We start from the raw sequence: 18,476 nt of genomic DNA on the forward strand, positions 1-18,476 counted from the left end.
GCGAAGAGGTAGCACCCGGGCGGCCGTCGCGGTCAGTGACCCGTCGACCATCGGACAGCTACTGCGCCCAATGCCCCGAGTTGTCGGCCGCGATCGGACCCCGCGCCGGCTGGGCCGACGCTCGGGGCGGCCAGGCCGACGGACGGCGGGCGGGGCAAAGGACGGCGGGCGGGGCGATGGGCGGGATGCCGACGGACGGTCGCGCCGAGGGCCGTTGCGCGGCTTTCGCCAGGTTGATGCGAACCCCCGTCATCTGACATAGACCGACAGCGACAGACGTATTTATTTCTGTCGATCGCGCTCCGTATGGATGTCCACCCGCCCACGCCGCCACACCGGGGCGCGCGGCGATTCCCCACCACCGGGAGGAAATGTGTCCACCAGACTCGCAGGAAGAGCGCGCCGCTCGACGCTCGCCCTGTTCACCGGCGCGGCGCTGGCGACGCTGTTGTCCGTCACCGCGGCCGGCGCCGCGCCACTGGCCGGCCCGACGGACAGCCGCGCCGCCGCCGCTGCCGTCGACGTGTACATGCAGGACACTCCCGCCGACGTGGGGATCGAGCCGCACGCGCTCAATCCCCTCTGGCAGAGCCCGGACATCAAGGTCTGCCACACCGCCGTCGAGTGCGCGACCAGCCAGAACCCGATCGTCGGCCAACGCAACTACATCTTCATCAAGCTGCGCAACCCCGGCCCGTACGGCGACAGCGTCATGGAGCAGGGCACGATCTTGGTCTACCGGACCACGCCCGGCGGCGGGGCGGCCTGGCCGGGCGCGTGGACGCAGATCGGGGCGATGGCGGTACCGGTCTACCCCGGGGTCACCTCCGTCACCATCCCGTGGGACAACGTGCCCGGCCCCGGTCACTTCTGCCTGCTGGCCCGCTGGGTCTCCCCCAACGACCCGATGACCTTCGAGGGCCCGGACATCGGCGTCAACACCCGCCACAACAACAACATCGCCTGGCGCAACGTCAACTCGGTGGCGCTGACCGCCGGCGGTCAGGCGCAGATCCGCCCGTTCGCCATCGGCAACACCCTGACCCGCCCGGCCCGCAGCAGCGTGGTCTTCAGCCAGAACGGGGCCCCGTTCCAGACCGCCGGTGGCCGGCTCGTCGCCGACCTCGGCCCGACCCTGTTCGAGCGCTGGGTCAAGGGGGGCAAGGCCGGCAAGGGCGTGCGCGAGGTGGGCCGCAACCAGGTCGAGATCGTCGACATCGGCCAGGCCAGTCTGGACAACCTGGAGCTCAACCCCGGTGAGCGGCTCGCCTTCTCGCTGAGCTTCACGGCGACCGTGCCGACCCGGGAGAAGACCGCCGTCAACGTGACCCAGATCGGCCCGGACACCACCGGTGCCGCCCGGGCCGACCTCGGCGGCGTCCGCTACGACGTCACCGTCGGCCAGCGGGCCGGGTAGCCCTCCGAGGGCAGGGACGGAGGTCGCGGACGGGGCCCGCGACCTCCGTTCCACCCGTTCCGGCGCAAACCCCGTCCGCCACCCGGCGCGGGCCGGAGCGCCGCCCAACGCGCGCGATGGCGGCGAAGGGGCGTCCGCTCAGCGCAGGCTGACCCAGGCGGTCGCCACCGCGTACCCGGCGGTGCGGGCACAGAGCTGGACGGGGCCGGCGGGCGGCACCCCCATCGAGAAGAAGCCCACCGCGTCCACCGGCACCTCCTCGTACGCACCGATCGACGTGCGCGCGGTGACCCGCCCGCCCCGGGCCGGCGAGAGCTGCCCGACGATGCCGGCCCGGGTCACCTCGATCTCGACGACGACCGCACCGGCCCGGAACGTCAGCGTGCGCGCCGATCCGGTGGACCGGGTGAGACCGGCCGGCTCCGGGTCGCAGGACGAGTCGAAGGTCAACTCGGCGAGTTCCAACTCGGCGTCGACGGTCCGCCACCCGTACGCGGCCAGCGCCCCGGCCACGAACTCCTCCGGCACCGGACCGGGCTCGCGCAGGGCGGCCCTCAACTCGGCCAGTAGGGCGTCGTCAGCGGCTGGCGGCCACGGCTCCATCCCGGTCACCTCCGCTCCCGTCGTTGCCCGGGTGCGCCCCGACGAACGGGGCGAGCGCCGGGCAGTTCCGCAGCTTGTGCAGGCACCGGGCCTGGGTGGGACCGACGCTGCCCACCGGCATGCCCAGCCGCGCCCCGATCTCGCGGTAGCTGACCGGCGGCTCGGCCATCAGCAGGGTGAGCAGTTCGCGGCAGCGCGGCGGCAACTGCGCGAACGCCTCCCGCAGCGCCTGCCGCCGCTCGGCGCGCAGCAGGTCCTCGTCGGGGGTGACCGGGTCCACCAGCAGGGACGCGCCGACGTGCCCGCCCACCGAGTCGTCGTACGGGTCGAACGGCTGGGTCCGCCGACCGAGGCGCAGCAGCCGGTAGCACTCGCGCCGGGTGGTGGTGACCAGCCAGGCGGGCAGGGCGTTCGACTCCCGCAGCCGGCCCAACTGCTCCACGGCACGCAGCCAGACGGTCTGGTTCACGTCCGCCGCGTCGACGTGGTCGAGTCCGTGGGACCGGATCACCGACAGCACCAGGGGCGTGTAGCGGCGGACCAGTTCGCCCCACGCCCCCTCGTCCCCGCAGGAGGCGGCGGCGACCAGCCCGACCGTGCCGCGCTCGCTCATCCGGCCACCGCCCGGCGCGCCGATACCGGCCTCACGCGACGAGTACGCCGTAGTCGGGATGCCAGCGGGGGCCGGCGATCAGCGCGGCGTGGGCCGCCTCGGCGCTGAGTCCGGCGCTGGTCATCAGCGCGGCCAGCCGGCCGGCGACGTGGCCCGTGGCGAACGAGGTGCCGGCCCAGGCGGCGAATCCGTCGAAGTAGCGGGTGGGATGGCCCGGCAACGGGAGCCGGCCCCGGACGTAGGTGCTGTGCCAGTCCCCCAGGGCGCAGGCGTCCACCCACGACCCGTGGCTGCTGTAGGGCGCCGGTACCGGGCCGGTGGACCCGGCGCTCACCGCGCCGACCGCCAGCACCCGGTCGAGGGCGGCCGGCCACGTCCGCCTACTGGTGCCGGCATTGCCCGCCGAGGCCACCACGGCTCTGCCGGGCAGCCCGGCCAGCGCGTCGACCAGTGGCAGCGGAGGCTGGTCGTCCTGGGTGAAGTAGCCCAGCGAGAGGTTGACGACCGACACCTGCGGACCGAGCCGCCCGAGCGCGGCGACCAGCATCTCCTCGTCGCCGACGCCGGTGGCGTCCAGCGCGGCCTCGGGGTCGAGACGTACGCCCGGCGCGGCCTGCCGGACCACTCCGGCGACGAACGTGCCGTGGCCGCCCTGAAGCGCCAGCACGTCCGCGCCGACGTAGACCGCGTCCTCGTCGTCGACCTCGGGCAGGTAGCTGCCGCCCAGCCACTGCGGATGACGGGAGCCGGCCTGCCGCCAGATGCCGGTGTCGCAGATTCCCACCGTCACTCCCGCGCCCTCACCGGCGCGCGCCGGATCCGGCGCCGGCAGGGCGGCGGCGACGCGGGGCGGGCCGCCCGGGTTGCCCATGATGTTGCCGAAGCCGACGAGGACGTGGTGCGGCTGGACCAGGGGAACCGGCTGCCCGGGCCACTGCTGCGGGTCGCGCAGCCTGGTCACCACCGACGGGATGTCGGTCTCGACGGCGAAGAGGAGCCGGGCGACCCCGCCGAAGCCGACGCCCTCGGTGACCGGGTGGCCGTAGCCGCGCAGCCGAGCCACGACCCGCTGCACGTCGGGGCGGGCCACCAGGAGCTGCCGTGGCCGGTGGAGGAACTCCCGGCCGGCGACGGCGTACCGACGCACGTCGGGGTCCGCGGCCAGGGCCTCCAGGAAGAGCCGCTGGTAGGTGGCGTCGGGTGACTCGCCGGCGGTGGCCGGCCGGCCGGCCCCGACGAGACCGAGCGGCGCCGCCGCCACGGCCAGGGTGGACCAGGCCACGACCTGCCGACGGGACAACCCGGCGGGCGGGCGCGGCACGAAGGAGTCGTCGGACGGCACCGGTCCTCCAAGCGGTCGGAGATGCGTGGTCGGCGACGGGCCGGGCAGCCACGGAAGGACGCTCCGAGGCACCGGACGATTATTTCAAAGGATAGTCGAGTGTCAATTGATCGCCGTTCAGCCGACGGAATTCCGATACCGCCCTCGCGATTGACCGAGGAGCGCGACTGCGGGATTCTTCTTGGCATGGCCGACAGCGCCGGTTCCGGTGCCGGCACGGCCCAGGCCGCGCTCGACGCCGTCCAGCGCTGGCCCCGCGAGGCGATCGTGATCGGCCGGCGGGTCCTCGCCGCCGGGCACCCCGACGCCGACGAGCGCTCCACCGCCGAACGCGCCATCGGGCTGGCCCTGCGGGAGATCAACGACCTGCCGGGCGCCCTGCGGCACCTGCGCCGGGCGGTGCGGGTCGCCGACTCGCCCCGGGTGCGGGCGCTCGCCCGGATGAGCCTCGGGTACGTCCTGGCCAACGCCGGACGCACCGGCGCCGCCCTGCGCGCGGTGACCCTGGCCCTGCCCCGGTTGACCGGCGCCGACGCCGGCCGGGCCCGGATGCAGCGGGGTGTCGTGCTGCACTACCGGGGGCGGTTCGACGAGGCGGTCCGCGACTACGGCATCGCGGTGGAGGTCGCCCGGCGCGAGGGCGACCTGCTGCTGGAGGCCCGCGCGCGCAACAACCGCGGGCTCCTCAACGCCCACCGGGGCACCGGCCGCGACGCCGACGACGACCTGTCCCGCTCCGCGGCCATCTTCAACCAGCTCGGGCTCGACCTGGCCGCCGCCGACGCCCGTTGGAACATCGGCATCGCCGCCGGGCAACGCGGCGACGTCGCGGGCGCGCTGCGCGGCTTCGCCACGGTCGACGAGGAGTACCGCCGGCTGTCGGTACCCCGCCCGGCGCTGCTGCTGGACCGGTTCGAGCTGCTGCTGTCGGTGCCGCTGGTCGACGAGGCGGTCGAGGTCGCCACCACCGCCGTGTCGGAGCTGCGCCGGCGGGGCATGGCCTCGGATTTCGCCGAGGCGCTGCTGGCCCGGGCCCGCGCGGCCCTGCTCGCCGGTGACCTGGACACCGCCGCGACCGCCGCCGCCTCGGCGCGGGCCCGCTTCCGCCGGCAGGGACGCCGCATCTGGGCCGCCTTCGCCCGGCACGTGGAGTTGCGCGCCGAGTTCGCCCGGGGCAACCGTTCGGCGGCCCTGTTCACCGCCATGGTGCGCACCGCCGGGCAGCTCGACGCCACCGGCTGGCCCTCGCCGGCGCTGACCACCCGGATCGAGGCCGCCCGCCTGGCCGAGACGTTGGGCCGGCCCGCCCGGGCCGCCGAGCTGCTGGCGGTGGCGGCCCGGGCGCACCGCCGGGGCACCGCACCCCACCGCGCCCAGGGCTGGTACGCGCTCGCCCTGCGCCGCCGACTCGACGGTGACCCGCGGGGCGCGGCCCGGGCCCTGCGCCGGGGCCTGGCGGTGCTCGACGGCCACCGGGCCTCCCTGGGCGCCACCGAGCTACGCGCACACAGCGGGACGTACGGGCACGAACTGGCCGCCGAGGGGCTGGACATCGCCGTACGCGCCGGCACGCCCGCACAGGTGCTGGCCTGGGCGGAGCGCTGGCGGGCCAACGCCCTGCGGATGCGCCCGGTGCAGCCGCCGCAGGATCCCGAACTGGCCGCCGCCCTGGCCGAGCTGCGGATGGTCAGCACCGCCCTGGAGGACGCGCTGCTCGCCGGCCACCCGGTGCACACGCTGCGGCGCAGCCAGGGCCGGCTCGAACAGCGCATCCGGGAACTGGCGCGCGGAGTGGGCGGTGCCGCGCGGGGCGCCGCCGGCGACGGCCTGGTGGCACCGCCCTCGGTGCGGGCCCTCGCCGCCGCGCTGGGCGACGCCGTGCTGCTGGAACTGGTGACGCACGGGCCCCGGCTGCGGGCGGTGCTCGTCCGCGACGGGCGGACCAGCCTGCACGACCTCGGTCCGCTCGACGAGGCGCTGGGTCGGGCCCGACGACACCGCTTCGGCCTGCGCCGGCTGGTCACCACCGGCGACTCGGCCAGCGCCCGGGCCGGCGTCGAGTTCGCCGCCACCGCGCTGGACCGGCAGCTCTTCGACCCCGTACGCCGGCTCCTGGGCGACCGGCCACTGGTGATCGTCCCGATCGGCGCGCTGCACGCCGTGGCCTGGTCCGGCCTGCCGACCTGCGCCGGCCGGCCGGTGACGGTGGCGCCCTCGGCGACGGTCTGGTTGCGCGCCGCCGGTCGGATCGTCCCGACCGGCCCGCCGGTGCTGGTGGCCGGGCCCCGGCTGCCCGCCGCCGAGACCGAGGTACGCCAGCTCGGCGCCGCCCTGCCCGGCGCCCGCCACCTCACCGGCGGCGACGCCACGGCCGACGCGGTCACCGGCGCGCTGAACGCCACCGCGCTGGCGCACGTCGCCGCACACGGCACCTTCCGCGCCGACAACCCGCTCTTCTCCACCCTGGAGCTGGCCGACGGGCCGTTGACCGCGTACGAGTTGGAGCGGCTGACCCACCCACCTGGCTGTGTGGTCCTCTCCGCCTGCGACTCGGGCCTCTCCGGCGTCCGGCCCGGCGACGAGGTCATGGGTTTCACCGCCGTGCTGCTGGCCCTGGGTGCCCGCACCCTGATCGCGACCGTGCTGCCGGTCCCGGCCGACCTGACCACCGCGCTGATGCTGGACCTGCACCGGCGGATGCGCGCCGGCGCCGCCCCGGCGCTGGCGCTCGCCGACGCCCAGCGCGCGTTCGCCGCTGGGGGCGCAGCCGCGCACGCCACCGCCGCCGCCTTCGTCTGCTTCGGCGCCGGCTGAACGACGCGGCCGGGAGGGGCGGTGTTTCGGCCCCCACGCGACGGGGCACAGACCGCAGCCGACGACGGATCATCGGCCCGTCCCGCGGGGACGGGCCGACGCATACCCGGGCGCGATGCCGGTAGAAGACCCTGACGGACGGGTGTCGTGTCGTAGGACGCCCCGACCGACGACATGTGACGAGGGAGAACCAACCGATGGCGGCTGAAGGCAGCACCAAAGCCGTGGTGACAGCCCTGATCGCGAACCTGGGCATCGCGGTGAGCAAGTTCGTCGCGGCCGCGATAACCGGCTCGGCGTCGATGCTCGCCGAGGGCGTGCACTCGGTCGCGGACTCGACCAACCAGGCGCTGCTGCTGATCGGCGGCAAGCGCGCCCGCCGCGCCCCCTCGGCGCTGCACCCGTTCGGGTACGCCAGGGAACGCTACATCTACGCCTTCATCGTCGCGATCGTGCTCTTCAGCATCGGAGGCCTGTACGCCCTCTACGAGGGCTACCACAAGATCAGCGACCCGCACGAGCTCACCTCGCCCCTGATCGCCGTCGCCGTCCTGGTCATCGCGATCGCGTTGGAGAGCTACGCCCTGTACACCGCCGTGAAGGAGGCCAACAAGGTTCGCGGCACCCGAGGTTGGGTCTCCTTCGTTCGCCACGCCCGCGCCCCCGAACTGCCGGTGATCCTGCTCGAGGACGCGGGCGCCCTGCTCGGCCTGGTCTTCGCGCTGGCCGGCGTGGGACTCAGCGTGCTCACCGGCAACGCCATCTTCGACGGCATCGCCACCCTGTGCATCGGCGCCCTCCTGGTCGTCATCGCGGTCGTCCTCGCCGCCGAGACCAAGAGCCTGCTCATCGGCGAGGCCGCCCTGCCCGAAGAGATCACCGCAATCCACACCGAGCTGGTGTCCACCCCTGGCGTGGACGGCGTCATCCACCTCCGCACCCTGCACCTCGGACCGGAAGACCTCCTGGTCGCGGCGAAGATCGCCATCGGAACGGTCGACCGGGGAGCCGACGTCGCCGCCACGATCGACGACGCCGAGGCGAGAATCCGCAGGGTGCTGCCCACCGCTACGGCGATCTACCTCGAGCCCGACATCGACCGCCGGTCCGTCCCGGCGGTCGAGCCGGCCGGTCACACCGGCTGACCTCCCCGATCCGAACGAGAGGTGCCTGCGACGTCGGCGGCCCGGTGCGGGAGGACGTCCCACACCGGGCCGTACGCGGTCAGCTCGCGGTGCAGGTGGGGGTGCCGGTCGGTCCGGTTCCGGTGCCCTGGAAGCCGAACTCGGTGGTGGTCCCGGCGGCCAGTCGGCCGTTGTAGTCGACGTTCTGGAACGTCACGGCGCCGGTGGCGCCGCTGGCGCGCGCGCTCCAGGTGTTGGTGACCGTCGCGCCGCCCGGCAGGGTGAGGGCGACCGCCCAGCCGTTGATCGGCGTGGCTCCGGCGGTGACCCGTACGGTGGCGACGAAGCCGCCGTTCCACGAGTTCAACGACACCGACGCGGCACAGCCACCGGACGGCGGCGGGGAGCTGGGCGGCGGGGTCGTCGGGGGCGCGGTGGTCGGGGGCGGCGTGCTGGTGCCGGCGTTCAGCGCGCTCAGCGTCGCGTCGTATGCCGGCTTCTTGTTGCCGTTGCCGTCGAAGAGTAGCGGGGTGCCGCTGGCTCGCCAGGAGTCGGTGTCGCGGATGCCCCAGACGGTGATGCCGGTGCAGCGGGTGACGGCGAGGCAGTCGGTGACGACGTTGCGGTAGGTGGTGGCCTGGCTGCTGCCGGAGCCTTCGATGTCGAGTTCGGTGATCTGGACGTCGACGCCGAGTGCGGCGAAGCTGGACAGGGTGGTGCGGTAGTTGCCCGGGTAGGGCGAGGCGCTGTTGAAGTGTGACTGCAGGCCGACGCAGTCGATGGGCACGCCACGCTGCTTGAAGTCGCGGACCATGGTGTAGACGGCCTGGGTCTTGGCGTGCGTCCAGTCGTCGGTGTTGTAGTCGTTGTAGCAGAGTTTGGCGTTCGGGTCGGCGGTGCGTGCGGCGCGGAAGGCGGCTTCGATCCAGTCGTTGCCGGTGCGTTGGAGGTTGGAGTCGCGGCGGGCGCCGGTGCTGCCGTCGGCGAAGGCTTCGTTGACGACGTCCCAGGAGTGGATCTTGCCGCGGTAGTGGGTGGCAACCTGGGTGACGTGGTTGAGCATGGCGGCGCGCAGGGCGGTGCCGGACATGTTCTGCATCCAGGCGGGCTGTTGTGAGTGCCAGGCGAGGGTGTGGCCGCGTACCTGCATGCCGTTGGCACGGGCGTGGTTGACGATGCGGTCGGCGTTGGTGAAGGTGAACTGGTTCTGTTGTGGTTCGGTGGCGTCGATCTTCATCTCGTTCTCGGGCGTGACCGAGTTGAACTCGCGGTTCAGGATCCCGACGTAGGTGGTGTCGGAGAGCTTGTGCGCCGCCACCGCAGCACCGAAGTAGCGCCCCTTCTCGGCGGCGGACGCCCCCAGGGTCGTGCCGGCGTTGGCGCCGGACGCCACCGCCATCGTCGCGGCGGCGACGGAGAGACCGACCACGACCGACGCCAGCGCGACGCGCGGCCGCCTGCGGGCCACCGGGCGCCCGCCGGCGGGGGTTGGATTGTTGTCCATGGCAGAGCCTTTCGATGGATCGAACGGATGGGCAGGGCCGCCTCGACAACCGCCCGCCACGGTGGGGCCGATGGAGTGGTCGCCCGGAGACCACGCCGCCGTCAGAATCCTCGACACCGTGTGTTGATCGAAGCCCTTCCATCGGACCGTATCGGAACGTGTCCGGAACCTCAACGCCCGATTATCGGATCCTTCCGGCGCTGGCGTTCCGCTCCGCCCGCCCCGCCAGAGCCTCACCCCCGTCGAACGGCCGTCCCGCAACCGGCCGGGGCACCGGAAGTTTCGGGACTCAGCCCGCACCCTGGCGGAGCACATCGACCATGACGGCCGGTGCGATGGTGGACGGTCGATCGCTGACCTGCCCGTCGCCGAGCTCGACGATCCGCCATCCGCCGTCCGCGCGCAGGGCCAGGTCCACGGTCACGAACGGCAGCCCCAGCGCCGCCACCGACCCGCTGACCAACCCCGCATCGAACGTCTCCGGCGGGGTGTCGCGCGGGCTGTCGGGGTGGGCGCCGACCAGGACGCAGGCGCCGTCCACCCACCACGTACGGACCTCGGCGCCGGTGAACCGCTCGAACCGGCGCAGCACCAGGCCGCCCACGAGATCATCCCCGCGCAGCTCGACGAAGCGGCTCGCGACCCGCCAGGCGGCCTGGCCGTCGTCGAGATCCGGGATGAACGCCGCCTCGTGCCAGTGGTGCTTCATCGACTTGGTGAAGTCGCGTAGCACCGCCGCCCCGCCGCCGAGCGCGTGCCGCGCCCGGTCGAAGTCGGCGCGCCGCGTCCCGACCGTCCACACCGAGCGCGGCGTCAGCTCGGCCAGGCCGGGATACCAGCCGGGCAACTCGTGGGCGCGCCGGTACTGCTCCCCGGTCGTCCGCAGGGCGACGCCCCGGCGGGCCAGCGCGTCGGCGAAGGCGGCGTACCGCTCGCTGCGCAGCATCCAGCCCCGGTAGACCGCGACGCCCTCCCCGGTCACCCGCGACACCGCTCGCGGCACGTCGTCGCCACGAGCCAACGCGTCGTGGTCGACGACGGCGACCTCGAAGCCGGCGTCCCGGGCGGCGTGCGCCTCCGGGGCGAAGTGGGCATCCGGGTGGCGCGGACGCAGCGGGTCCGCCGGAACGAGCAGCAGCACGGGTGCATGCTCCCTGATCGACGCTGACGACGCGAGTGCCGCCGCGCGGCGCGGATCGGTCAGTGGCTCACCCGGACCGAAGCGTCGGTCCCCGTCCCTATGCTGAGCCGATGGAGCTGGAGTTCAGCGGCGAGCTGTGGTTCTGGCGGGGGCCAGCGCCGTGGCACTTCGTCACCGTCACCGAGGACGGCTGTCAGGAGCTGGCCGCGCGCGCCGCAGGGGTCAGCTACGGCTGGGGCATGATCCCGGTCGCGGCGCGGATCGGGCAGACCGGCTGGCGCACCTCGCTGTTCCCGAAGGACGGGCGCTACCTCGTGCCGGTGAAGGCGGCCGTACGACGGGCCGAGGGGCTGGCGGTGGGCGACGGAGTGACCGTCCGCCTGGTCGTCGACGGCTGAACGCTCGGCCCACCCGCACGGCGTACGCACATCTTTCCTGATCGCAGGAGTAGCGCCGGCGGGGCCCAGGGGGTAGAAACATGCCATCCCTTCCATCCCGACGTGAGGCAAGCCCGCGGCGGCGAGAGAGCGCTCTCACAGACGCGCTGTCCCCACCGTCGCCCCCGGCGGCAGGTCGACGACGACCGCCCGCCCGACACCGGCGCGCCCACCCGCGCCCAGCGCCGGAGCACCTTCCCCCACCGCGTCGCCGTGCCCGGCACCCGCCCCGGCCGGCGGAGAGGAACACCGATGAGAATGCAGTCCCCCGACGAGCGACGGCGGCTGCGCCGGGCGCTCGCGCTCGGCCTGGTAATGGCGGCGGTCGCCGGCACGACCGGCACGGCGGCCGCCGCCGGCCCGGCCCGCCACGGGACCCCGGACTTCGGGCCCAACGTGACGATCTTCGACCCCGACACACCCCTCGCCGAGATCCAGGCGACACTCGACGCGGCGCACGCCCGACAGGTCGACGCCGAGATGGGCACCGCGCGGCACGCGTACCTCTTCAAGCCCGGCAGCTACGGCACGCCCGCGCAGCCCCTCCGGGCGAAGGTGGGCTACTACACCGAGGTCTCCGGCCTGGGCGCCTCCCCCACCGACGTCACCGTCACCGGCAAGATCGAGGCCTACAACCGCTGCCTCGAGGACGGCGGCACCGGCAACTGCATCGCCCTGGTCAACTTCTGGCGCACCCTGTCGAACCTGTCGCTGTCCGTCGACGCCACCGGCCAGGACGGCTGCCGGGCCTCGGCCAACTTCTGGGCGGTGTCCCAGGCGGTGTCCATGCGCCGCCTCGACGTCAGCGGCGGCGGACTGTCGCTGATGGACTACTGCACCGCCGGCCCGCAGTACGCCAGCGGCGGGTTCATCGCCGACTCCCGGCTACCCGCCACCACCAACGGCTCCCAGCAGCAGTGGCTGACCCGCAACAGCGAGGTCGAGAGCTGGTCCAACGCCGTGTGGAACCAGGTCTTCGCGGGCACGGTGGGTGCTCCGGACGACGCCGGCTTCCCCGACCCGCCCTACACCACGCTGGACACGACGCCGCTGAGCAGGGAGAAGCCGTACCTGTTCGTCGACGAGCGCGGCAGGTACCACGTACGGGTCCCCGCCGCCCGGCGCGACACCCGGGGCGTCTCCTGGGCCGACGGCATGACGCCGGGCCGCACCATCGGCATCCGGGACTTCTTCGTCGCCAAGCCCTCCGACCCGGTGCACGTCATCAACGCCCAGCTCGCCCGTGGCAGGCACCTGCTGCTGACCCCCGGCGTGTACGACATCGCCCGCAGCATCGAGGTCAGGCGGCCCGACACCGTGGTCCTCGGCATCGGCCACGCCACGCTGACCGCCGTGAACGGCGCGATCCCGCTGGACGTCGCCGGCGTACCCGGCGTGGTGGTGGCCGGGGTCACCGTCGACGCGGGCCGCACCGAGTCGCCGGTGCTGCTGCGGGTCGGCCAGCGGCACGGCCGCAACGCCAGCACCCCGCACAACCCGATCACGCTCTCCGACGTGTACTTCCGCGTCGGCGGGCCGCACGTCGGCAGGACGCACACCGCGCTGGAGGTCAACGCCGACCACGTCCTCATCGACCACACCTGGGTGTGGCGCGGGGACCACGGCGTCGAGGGCTTCACCGAGGGCGTCAACGGCGACACCGACCGCTGGCGGACCAACACCGGCCGCTACGGCGCCGTCATCAACGGCGACCACGTGACGGCCACCGGCCTCTTCGTCGAGCACTTCCAGCGGTACAACACGGTCTGGAACGGCGAGCACGGCACGACGGTGCTCTACCAGAACGAGCTGCCGTACGACCCGCCGACGCAGGCCGACTGGATGAACGGCAGGACCAGGGGATGGGCCGGCTACAAGGTCGGCGACCGGGTGCGCCACCACACCCTGCACGGCGGCGGGGTGTACGTGTTCAACCAGAACAACCCGTCGATCCGCACCGAGAACGGCTTCGAGGTCCCCGTCACCCCGGGCGTGCGGCTGCACCACGTCATGACCGTCAACCTGAGCGCCGGCACGATCGACCACGTGGTCAACGGCGTCGGCGAGGCGGCCGACACGACGCGCGTCGGCGCGCCCGTGTACCTCACGCGCTATCCCGCCCCGTAACTCCTGCGGCAAACCGAGCCGGACGGGGCGCGCACCCCGCCCCGTCCGGCCCGGTCGTCAGCCTGCGCAGTTGTTGTTGCGCGCCGGCTGGGTCAGCTTCTCCTGGGTGCCGAACTTCGCGTAGACCCGCAGGTAGCACGGCAGCTCGACGTCGCCGTAGTAGCTCTGCACCTCGTCGTCGTAGTGCGTGGTGCCGCTCTGCGCGACCTGCCAACCGCCGGCGTCACCCGACTGGATCTCCCAGTAGACGTCGCCCGAGCAGCCCTGGAGGCCCTGCGACCAGGCGATGATGTTGGCCCCGTTGTAGATCTCGGACTGCACGAGCGTGCAGCTCGCGGCCTGTGCCGGGCTGGCGCCGACGAGCAGCCCCACGGTCAGCATCGCTCCGGCTCCGATCGCCGACATCAATCTGCGCATGCTCGATCTCCTCCACGGTGGACGGCGGGTGGGTCCACAGGAGGGTATCGAATCTCGGAGATTAGCTCCATGAGCACGGTCGATGTCGGCGAAAAGTTTTACCGCTCTCCCCGCCATCCCGATCGTCCGGCGCCGCCACCCCGTCGCTTACGTTTAACAAAGTTAACTGATAGCCTGCCGCCATCGACGAGGAGGAATGCCATGCGACTTCGACGTACGATGCCCGCACTCCTGGCCGGCGCGGCGCTGACCGCCGCCCTGGCCGTGCCCGCCGTGGACGGTCGCGCCGCCGCGCAGCCCGGCGTCCCCGACGTCGCCGCCGCGGCCTGCGCCGCGCCGGCCTGGGCCGAAGGCACCGCCTACGCCGTCGGCAGCCGGGTCAGTCACGCGGGACGGCTCTACCAGGCGCTGGTGGCGCACACACCCCCGCCGGGCGCCGGCTGGAACCCCGCCGCGACGCCCGCCCTCTGGAGCGACCTGGGCGCCTGCGACGGCGGAGGCACGCCGTCGCCCACTCCGACCGCCACCTCCGGGCCCTCCCCCACCGCGACGCCGACCCCGCCCCCGACGCCCACCGCGACGCCCACCCCACCCGGCCCGGACACCTGCGCCGGCAAGCCGAAGCCGGCCGGCAAGGTGCTCCAGGGCTACTGGGAGAACTGGGACGGCGCGGCCAACGGCGTCCACCCGCCGCTGGGCTGGATCCCGATCACCGACCCCCGCATCCCTGCGCACGGATACAACGTGATCAACGCGGCGTTCCCGGTCATCCGCGCCGACGGCACCGTGCTCTGGGAGGACGGCATGGACGCCACGGTCAAGGTGCCCACCCCGGCCGAGATGTGCCGCGCCAAGGCCGCCGGCCTGACCATCCTGCTGTCCATCGGTGGCGCGACCGCCGGGATCGACCTCAGCTCGGCGGCGGTCGCCGACCGGTTCGTCGCGACCGTCGTACCGATCCTCAAGCGGTACAACTTCGACGGCATCGACATCGACATCGAGACCGGACTCACCGGCAGCGGGAACATCTCGCAGCTCTCCCCGTCGCAGGCCAACCTCATCCGCATCATCGACGGGGTGCTCGCCCAGATGCCGGCGGGCTTCGGCCTCACCATGGCGCCGGAGACCGCGTACGTCACCGGCGGCAGCGTCACCTACGGCTCGATCTGGGGCGCGTACCTGCCGGTCATCAAGCGGTACGCCGACAACGGCCGGCTCTGGTGGCTGAACATGCAGTACTACAACGGCAGCATGTACGGCTGCTCCGGCGACTCGTACCCGGCCGGGACCGTGCAGGGCTTCACCGCCCAGACCGACTGCCTCAACGCCGGGCTGGTCGTCCAGGGCACCACCATCCGCGTCCCGTACGACAAGCAGGTCCCCGGGCTGCCGGCGCAGCCCGGCGCCGGGGGCGGCCACATGGCCCCGGCGACGGTGGCCCAGGCGTGGAACACCTACCGGGGCGGCCTGAAGGGCCTGATGACCTGGTCGCTGAACTGGGACGGGTCGAAGGGCTGGACGTTCGGCGACAACGTCCGGGCCCTCCAGGGCCGCTGAGCCGCACGCCACCCCGGGCGCCGACCGCGCGGCCGCACCCCCGTGGCCGACGGTCGGCGCCGGGCACCCGCGACGCACGCGCGCCCCCACCGCGCTCAGGGCCGGAACCGGTAGCCCATGCCGGGCTCGGTGATCAGGTGGCGCGGGCGGGCCGGATCGTCCTCCAGCTTGCGACGCAACTGGGCCATGTACTGGCGCAGGTAGTTGGTCTCGTTCTGGTACTCGGGACCCCAGACGTCGTGCAGGAGCTGGCGCTGGCTGACGAGCTTGCCCGGGTGACGCAGCAGTTGTTCGAGCACCCCCCACTGGGTGGGGGTGAGCCGGACGTCGGCGCCGTCGTCCCGGGTGACCGTACGGGCGGCGAGGTCGACGGTGTGCCGGCCGACCCGCAGCGTGGCGGTGGTCGCGTCGGCGCTGACGTGCAGTCGCCGGGTCACGGCGCGGATCCGGGCGAGGAGTTCGTCGATGCCGAAGGGCTTGGTGACGTAGTCGTCGGCGCCGGCGTCCAGGGCCGCGACCTTGTCCTGGCTGCCGGCGCGGCCGGAGAGCACGATGATCGGCACGTGCGTCCAGCCCCGCAGGCCCCGGATGACCTCCACCCCGTCGATGTCGGGCAGGCCCAGGTCGAGCACCACCAGGTCGGGCGGATCGCTGGCGGCTGCCTTGAGCGCCGCCGTGCCGGTCGCGACGGCCTGCACGTCGTAGCCCCGGACCCGCAGGTTGATCCGCAGGGCGCGGACGATCTGCGGCTCGTCGTCGACCACCAGGATGCGGGTCATTCCTGCTGCCCCTCCGCCGCGTCCGAGGTGGCGGCGGGCAACCGCAGCACCATGGTGAGGCCGCCCCCGGGGGTGGTCTCGGGAGTGATGCTGCCACCCATGGCCTCGGCGAGGCCGCGGGAGAGGGCCAGGCCGAGACCCACGCCGGTGGCGTTGTCCCGGTCGCCCAGGCGCTGGAACGGCAGGAAGACGTGCTCCCACTGGTCCTGCGGGATACCGGGGCCGGTGTCGATGACGCGCAGCTCCACCTGCCCGGCGTGGGCGCTGGCGGTGATGGCCGGGGGCCGCTGCGGCGGGCTGTGCCGCAGGGCGTTGGCGACGATGTTGACCAGCACCCGCTCCAGCAGCCCCGGGTCGGCGACGGCGGCGGGCAGGTCGGCGGGGATGTCGGTGCCGACGTCGGCGGCCTGCGGGCCCAGCTCGTCCAGGGCCCTCGGCACCGCGTCCTCCAGCCCGATCGACACGCGGGTCACGCCGAGGACGCCGGCCTGCAGGCGGCTCATGTCCAGCAGGTTCGCCACGAGCCGCCCGAGCCGGTCCAGGGACTCGTCGGCGGTGGCCAGCAGTTCGTCGCGGTCGTCCGCATCGAACTCGACGTCGTGGCTGCGCAGGCTGCTCACCGCGGCCTTCGCCGAGGCCAGCGGCGTACGCAGGTCGTGGCTGACCGCGGCGAGCAGCGCCGTACGCATCCGGTCGGCCTCGGCGAGCGGCCGGGCGCTGGCCGCCTCCTCGGCGAGGCGTTCCTGCCGCAGCGCGACGGCGGCCTGGGCGGCGAACGCCTCCACGACGCGCCGGTCCGCGGCCTCCAGCCGCCGGCCGGAGAGCACCACGGTGATCCGGTCGTCCACCGGCACGGCCGTCTCGCCCGCGCCCGGGTTGCCCGCCGGGTCCTCGCCGACGCTGGCCACGATCCGCCACGCCCCGTCCTCGCTGGCGCGCCCGGGTCGACCGCCGGTGTCGGCGACGAGTTCGAGGACGCTGACCGCACGCAGCCCGAACGTCTCGCGCAGCCGGTCCAGCAACGCCGGCAGCGGCCGCTCACCGCGCAGGACGCCACCGGCCACCGTGGCCAGCGTCTGCGCGTCGGCGGAGGCGCGCGCCGCCTCCCTGGTGCGCCGCGCCGCGACGTCGACGACCCCGCTGACGGCCACGGCGACGGCGACGAAGACGCCCAGGGCCAGCAGGTTGTCGGCCTCGGCGATGGTCAGCGTGTGGAACGGGGGCGTGAAGAACCAGTTGAGCAGCAGGGAACCACCCAGCGCGGCGACCAGCGCCGGCCACAGCCCGCCGACGAGTGCGACCCCGACGACGCCGGTGAGGAAGAGCAGGATGTCGTTGGTGAGGCTGAGGTCCGGCAGGGCCCGCAGCAGCACCGTCAGCAGCGGCATGCCGAGCCCGGCGAGGCCGAACCCGAGCAGCCGGCGCCGCCGCGACAGCGCGGCCGGCACGCCCGCGCCGTGCCGCCCCCGGCCCATCTGCGGGTGGGTGACCAGGTGCACGTCGATCGGCCCGGACAGCGCCGTGGTGGTCACCCCCACGCCACGGGAGAAGAGCTGCGCGAACCGCCCGCGCCGGCTCGCGCCGAGCACCAGCTGGGTGGCGTTGACGCCCCGGGCGAAGTCGAGCAGCGCCGCCGGGATGTCGGTGCCGAGCACCTGGTGGTACGTGCCGCCGAGGCTCTCCACCAGGACGCGCTGCCGGGCGAGCTGCGCCGGATCGGCGCCGGCCAGCCCGTCGCTGCGGGCGACGTGCACGGCGAGCAGGTCCGCGCCCTTGCTGCGGGCCGCGACCCGCGCGGCGCGGCGGATGAGCGTCGCGCCCTCCGGCCCGCCCGTGAGCGCCACCACCACCCGCTCGCGGGCCTCCCAGGTCTCGGAGATGCCCTGCTGGGCGCGGTAGGCGCCGAGCTGCTCGTCGACCTTGTCGGCCAGCCACAGCAGGGCCAGCTCGCGCAGGGCGGTGAGGTTGCCGATGCGGAAGTAGTTGCCGAGGGCCGCGTCGATCCGGTCGGGCCGGTAGATGTTGCCGTGGGCCATCCGGCGGCGCAGCGCCTCCGGGGTCATGTCGACCAGCTCGACCTGCTCGGCGGCGCGGACCACCGCGTCGGGCACCGTCTCGCGCTGGGTGGTGCCGGTGATGCGGGCGACGACGTCGTTGACCGATTCGAGGTGCTGGACGTTGACGGTCGACAGGACGGTGATGCCGGCGTCGAGCAGCTCCTGTACGTCCTGCCAGCGCTTCTCGTGACGCGAGCCGGGCACGTTGGTGTGGGCCAGCTCGTCGACCACGGCGACCTCGGGCCGCCGGGCCAGCACCGCGTCGAGGTCCATCTCGGTGAACGTCGCGCCGCGGTAGGTCACCACCCGGCGCGGCAGCACCTCCAGGTCGCCGACCATCGCGGCGGTCTGGGCGCGGCCGTGGGTCTCGACCAGGCCGACCACCACGTCGGTGCCGCGCTCGGCGCGCCGCCGGGCCTCCTCCAGCATCGCGTACGTCTTGCCGACGCCGGGCGCGGCCCCGAGGTAGATGCGCAGTTCTCCCCTGGGCACGCAGCCATCCTCCCTGATCACCGGCACGGCCGGTCGTCGTACCACGGACCAC

General features: G+C 73.8%; 14 protein-coding genes. 6 read left to right on the forward strand and 8 right to left on the reverse strand.

Going from position 1 to position 18,476, the window contains the following annotated elements:
- The first annotated feature begins 373 nt into the window (after window positions 1–373).
- The gene (locus ACTMS2_RS24095; RefSeq protein ID WP_441177425.1) at window positions 374–1,417 is read left to right on the forward strand and encodes a hypothetical protein; all 1,044 of its coding nucleotides are present in this window, start codon (window positions 374–376) and stop codon (window positions 1,415–1,417) included.
- A 138-nt stretch (window positions 1,418–1,555) separates the two neighbouring features.
- On the opposite strand, the gene ACTMS2_RS24100 is transcribed toward ACTMS2_RS24095, so the two are convergent.
- Genes ACTMS2_RS24100 through ACTMS2_RS24110 form a run of 3 tightly spaced genes read right to left on the reverse strand, consistent with a single transcriptional unit; the run spans window position 1,556 to window position 3,975 of the window.
- Window positions 1,556–2,020: a hypothetical protein gene (locus tag ACTMS2_RS24100; protein ID WP_441177426.1), complete on the reverse strand. Its 465-nt coding sequence runs from the start codon at window positions 2,018–2,020 to the stop codon at window positions 1,556–1,558.
- On the reverse strand, window positions 1,995–2,633 hold the full coding sequence (locus ACTMS2_RS24105; protein WP_441177427.1) for an RNA polymerase sigma factor: 639 nt from the start codon (window positions 2,631–2,633) through the stop codon (window positions 1,995–1,997). Before ACTMS2_RS24105 ends, ACTMS2_RS24100 begins: the two co-directional genes overlap by 26 nt.
- Before the next feature lie 31 nt (window positions 2,634–2,664).
- Complete coding sequence (locus ACTMS2_RS24110) at window positions 2,665–3,975, reverse strand: S8 family peptidase (RefSeq protein ID WP_441177428.1); 1,311 nt, start codon at window positions 3,973–3,975, stop codon at window positions 2,665–2,667.
- Window positions 3,976–4,161: 186 nt separating this feature from the next.
- Between ACTMS2_RS24110 and ACTMS2_RS24115 the strand changes: the two genes are divergently transcribed.
- Together ACTMS2_RS24115 and ACTMS2_RS24120 are read left to right on the forward strand one after the other, a co-directional pair.
- Window positions 4,162–6,789, forward strand: coding sequence for a CHAT domain-containing protein (locus ACTMS2_RS24115; RefSeq protein ID WP_441177429.1), 2,628 nt, complete (start codon window positions 4,162–4,164; stop codon window positions 6,787–6,789).
- Window positions 6,790–6,986: 197 nt separating this feature from the next.
- Window positions 6,987–7,934 carry a cation diffusion facilitator family transporter gene (locus tag ACTMS2_RS24120; protein ID WP_441177430.1) on the forward strand — a complete coding sequence of 316 codons (948 nt, stop codon included), beginning with the start codon at window positions 6,987–6,989 and terminating at the stop codon, window positions 7,932–7,934.
- Window positions 7,935–8,013: 79 nt separating this feature from the next.
- Here the strand turns inward: ACTMS2_RS24120 and ACTMS2_RS24125 are convergent, their stop codons facing one another.
- Both ACTMS2_RS24125 and ACTMS2_RS24130 read right to left on the reverse strand, forming a co-directional pair.
- On the reverse strand, window positions 8,014–9,417 hold the full coding sequence (locus ACTMS2_RS24125; RefSeq protein WP_441177431.1) for an endo-1,4-beta-xylanase: 1,404 nt from the start codon (window positions 9,415–9,417) through the stop codon (window positions 8,014–8,016).
- A gap of 289 nt (window positions 9,418–9,706) precedes the next feature.
- Window positions 9,707–10,558 carry an ATP-grasp domain-containing protein gene (locus ACTMS2_RS24130; RefSeq protein WP_441177432.1) on the reverse strand — a complete coding sequence of 284 codons (852 nt, stop codon included), beginning with the start codon at window positions 10,556–10,558 and terminating at the stop codon, window positions 9,707–9,709.
- 110 nt (window positions 10,559–10,668) lie between these two features.
- Here ACTMS2_RS24130 and ACTMS2_RS24135 point away from each other — a divergent pair, with 110 nt between their 5' ends.
- Complete coding sequence (locus tag ACTMS2_RS24135; protein ID WP_441177433.1) at window positions 10,669–10,956, forward strand: DUF1905 domain-containing protein; 288 nt, start codon at window positions 10,669–10,671, stop codon at window positions 10,954–10,956.
- Window positions 10,957–11,253: 297 nt separating this feature from the next.
- Window positions 11,254–13,122, forward strand: a complete 1,869-nt coding sequence (locus ACTMS2_RS24140) for an adenylyl cyclase (RefSeq protein ID WP_441177502.1) — start codon at window positions 11,254–11,256, stop codon at window positions 13,120–13,122.
- 57 nt (window positions 13,123–13,179) lie between these two features.
- On the opposite strand, the gene ACTMS2_RS24145 is transcribed toward ACTMS2_RS24140, so the two are convergent.
- On the reverse strand, window positions 13,180–13,539 hold the full coding sequence (locus ACTMS2_RS24145; RefSeq protein ID WP_157747160.1) for a hypothetical protein: 360 nt from the start codon (window positions 13,537–13,539) through the stop codon (window positions 13,180–13,182).
- Window positions 13,540–13,740: 201 nt separating this feature from the next.
- Here ACTMS2_RS24145 and ACTMS2_RS24150 point away from each other — a divergent pair, with 201 nt between their 5' ends.
- Complete coding sequence (locus tag ACTMS2_RS24150) at window positions 13,741–15,096, forward strand: carbohydrate-binding protein (RefSeq protein WP_441177434.1); 1,356 nt, start codon at window positions 13,741–13,743, stop codon at window positions 15,094–15,096.
- 95 nt (window positions 15,097–15,191) lie between these two features.
- Here ACTMS2_RS24150 and ACTMS2_RS24155 read toward each other — a convergent pair whose 3' ends face one another.
- Entirely contained in the window at window positions 15,192–15,875 is a 684-nt protein-coding gene (locus ACTMS2_RS24155) for a response regulator (protein ID WP_441177435.1), read from the reverse strand.
- A complete protein-coding gene (locus ACTMS2_RS24160) occupies window positions 15,872–18,424 on the reverse strand; it encodes a DUF4118 domain-containing protein (protein WP_441177436.1) in 2,553 nt (850 codons plus the stop codon). Before ACTMS2_RS24160 ends, ACTMS2_RS24155 begins: the two co-directional genes overlap by 4 nt.
- Window positions 18,425–18,476 lie beyond the last annotated feature (52 nt).

Origin of the sequence: Micromonospora sp. SD12, assembly GCF_052068495.1 — a bacterium.
In the GTDB taxonomy this organism is placed as follows: Bacteria; Actinomycetota; Actinomycetes; order Mycobacteriales; family Micromonosporaceae; genus Micromonospora; species Micromonospora echinofusca.

What these genes read in the sequence shown, in the direction of transcription:
- ACTMS2_RS24100 (WP_441177426.1), bottom strand. Translation starts at nt 2,020, where the DNA reads ATGGAGCCGTGGCCGCCAGCCGCTGACGACGCCCTACTGGCCGAGTTG.
- ACTMS2_RS24120 (WP_441177430.1), top strand. Translation starts at nt 6,987, where the DNA reads ATGGCGGCTGAAGGCAGCACCAAAGCCGTGGTGACAGCCCTGATCGCG.
- ACTMS2_RS24140 (WP_441177502.1), top strand. Translation starts at nt 11,254, where the DNA reads ATGCAGTCCCCCGACGAGCGACGGCGGCTGCGCCGGGCGCTCGCGCTC.
- ACTMS2_RS24105 (WP_441177427.1), bottom strand. Translation starts at nt 2,633, where the DNA reads ATGAGCGAGCGCGGCACGGTCGGGCTGGTCGCCGCCGCCTCCTGCGGG.
- ACTMS2_RS24155 (WP_441177435.1), bottom strand. Translation starts at nt 15,875, where the DNA reads ATGACCCGCATCCTGGTGGTCGACGACGAGCCGCAGATCGTCCGCGCC.
- ACTMS2_RS24145 (WP_157747160.1), bottom strand. Translation starts at nt 13,539, where the DNA reads ATGCGCAGATTGATGTCGGCGATCGGAGCCGGAGCGATGCTGACCGTG.
- ACTMS2_RS24150 (WP_441177434.1), top strand. Translation starts at nt 13,741, where the DNA reads ATGCGACTTCGACGTACGATGCCCGCACTCCTGGCCGGCGCGGCGCTG.
- ACTMS2_RS24125 (WP_441177431.1), bottom strand. Translation starts at nt 9,417, where the DNA reads ATGGACAACAATCCAACCCCCGCCGGCGGGCGCCCGGTGGCCCGCAGG.
- ACTMS2_RS24115 (WP_441177429.1), top strand. Translation starts at nt 4,162, where the DNA reads ATGGCCGACAGCGCCGGTTCCGGTGCCGGCACGGCCCAGGCCGCGCTC.
- ACTMS2_RS24135 (WP_441177433.1), top strand. Translation starts at nt 10,669, where the DNA reads ATGGAGCTGGAGTTCAGCGGCGAGCTGTGGTTCTGGCGGGGGCCAGCG.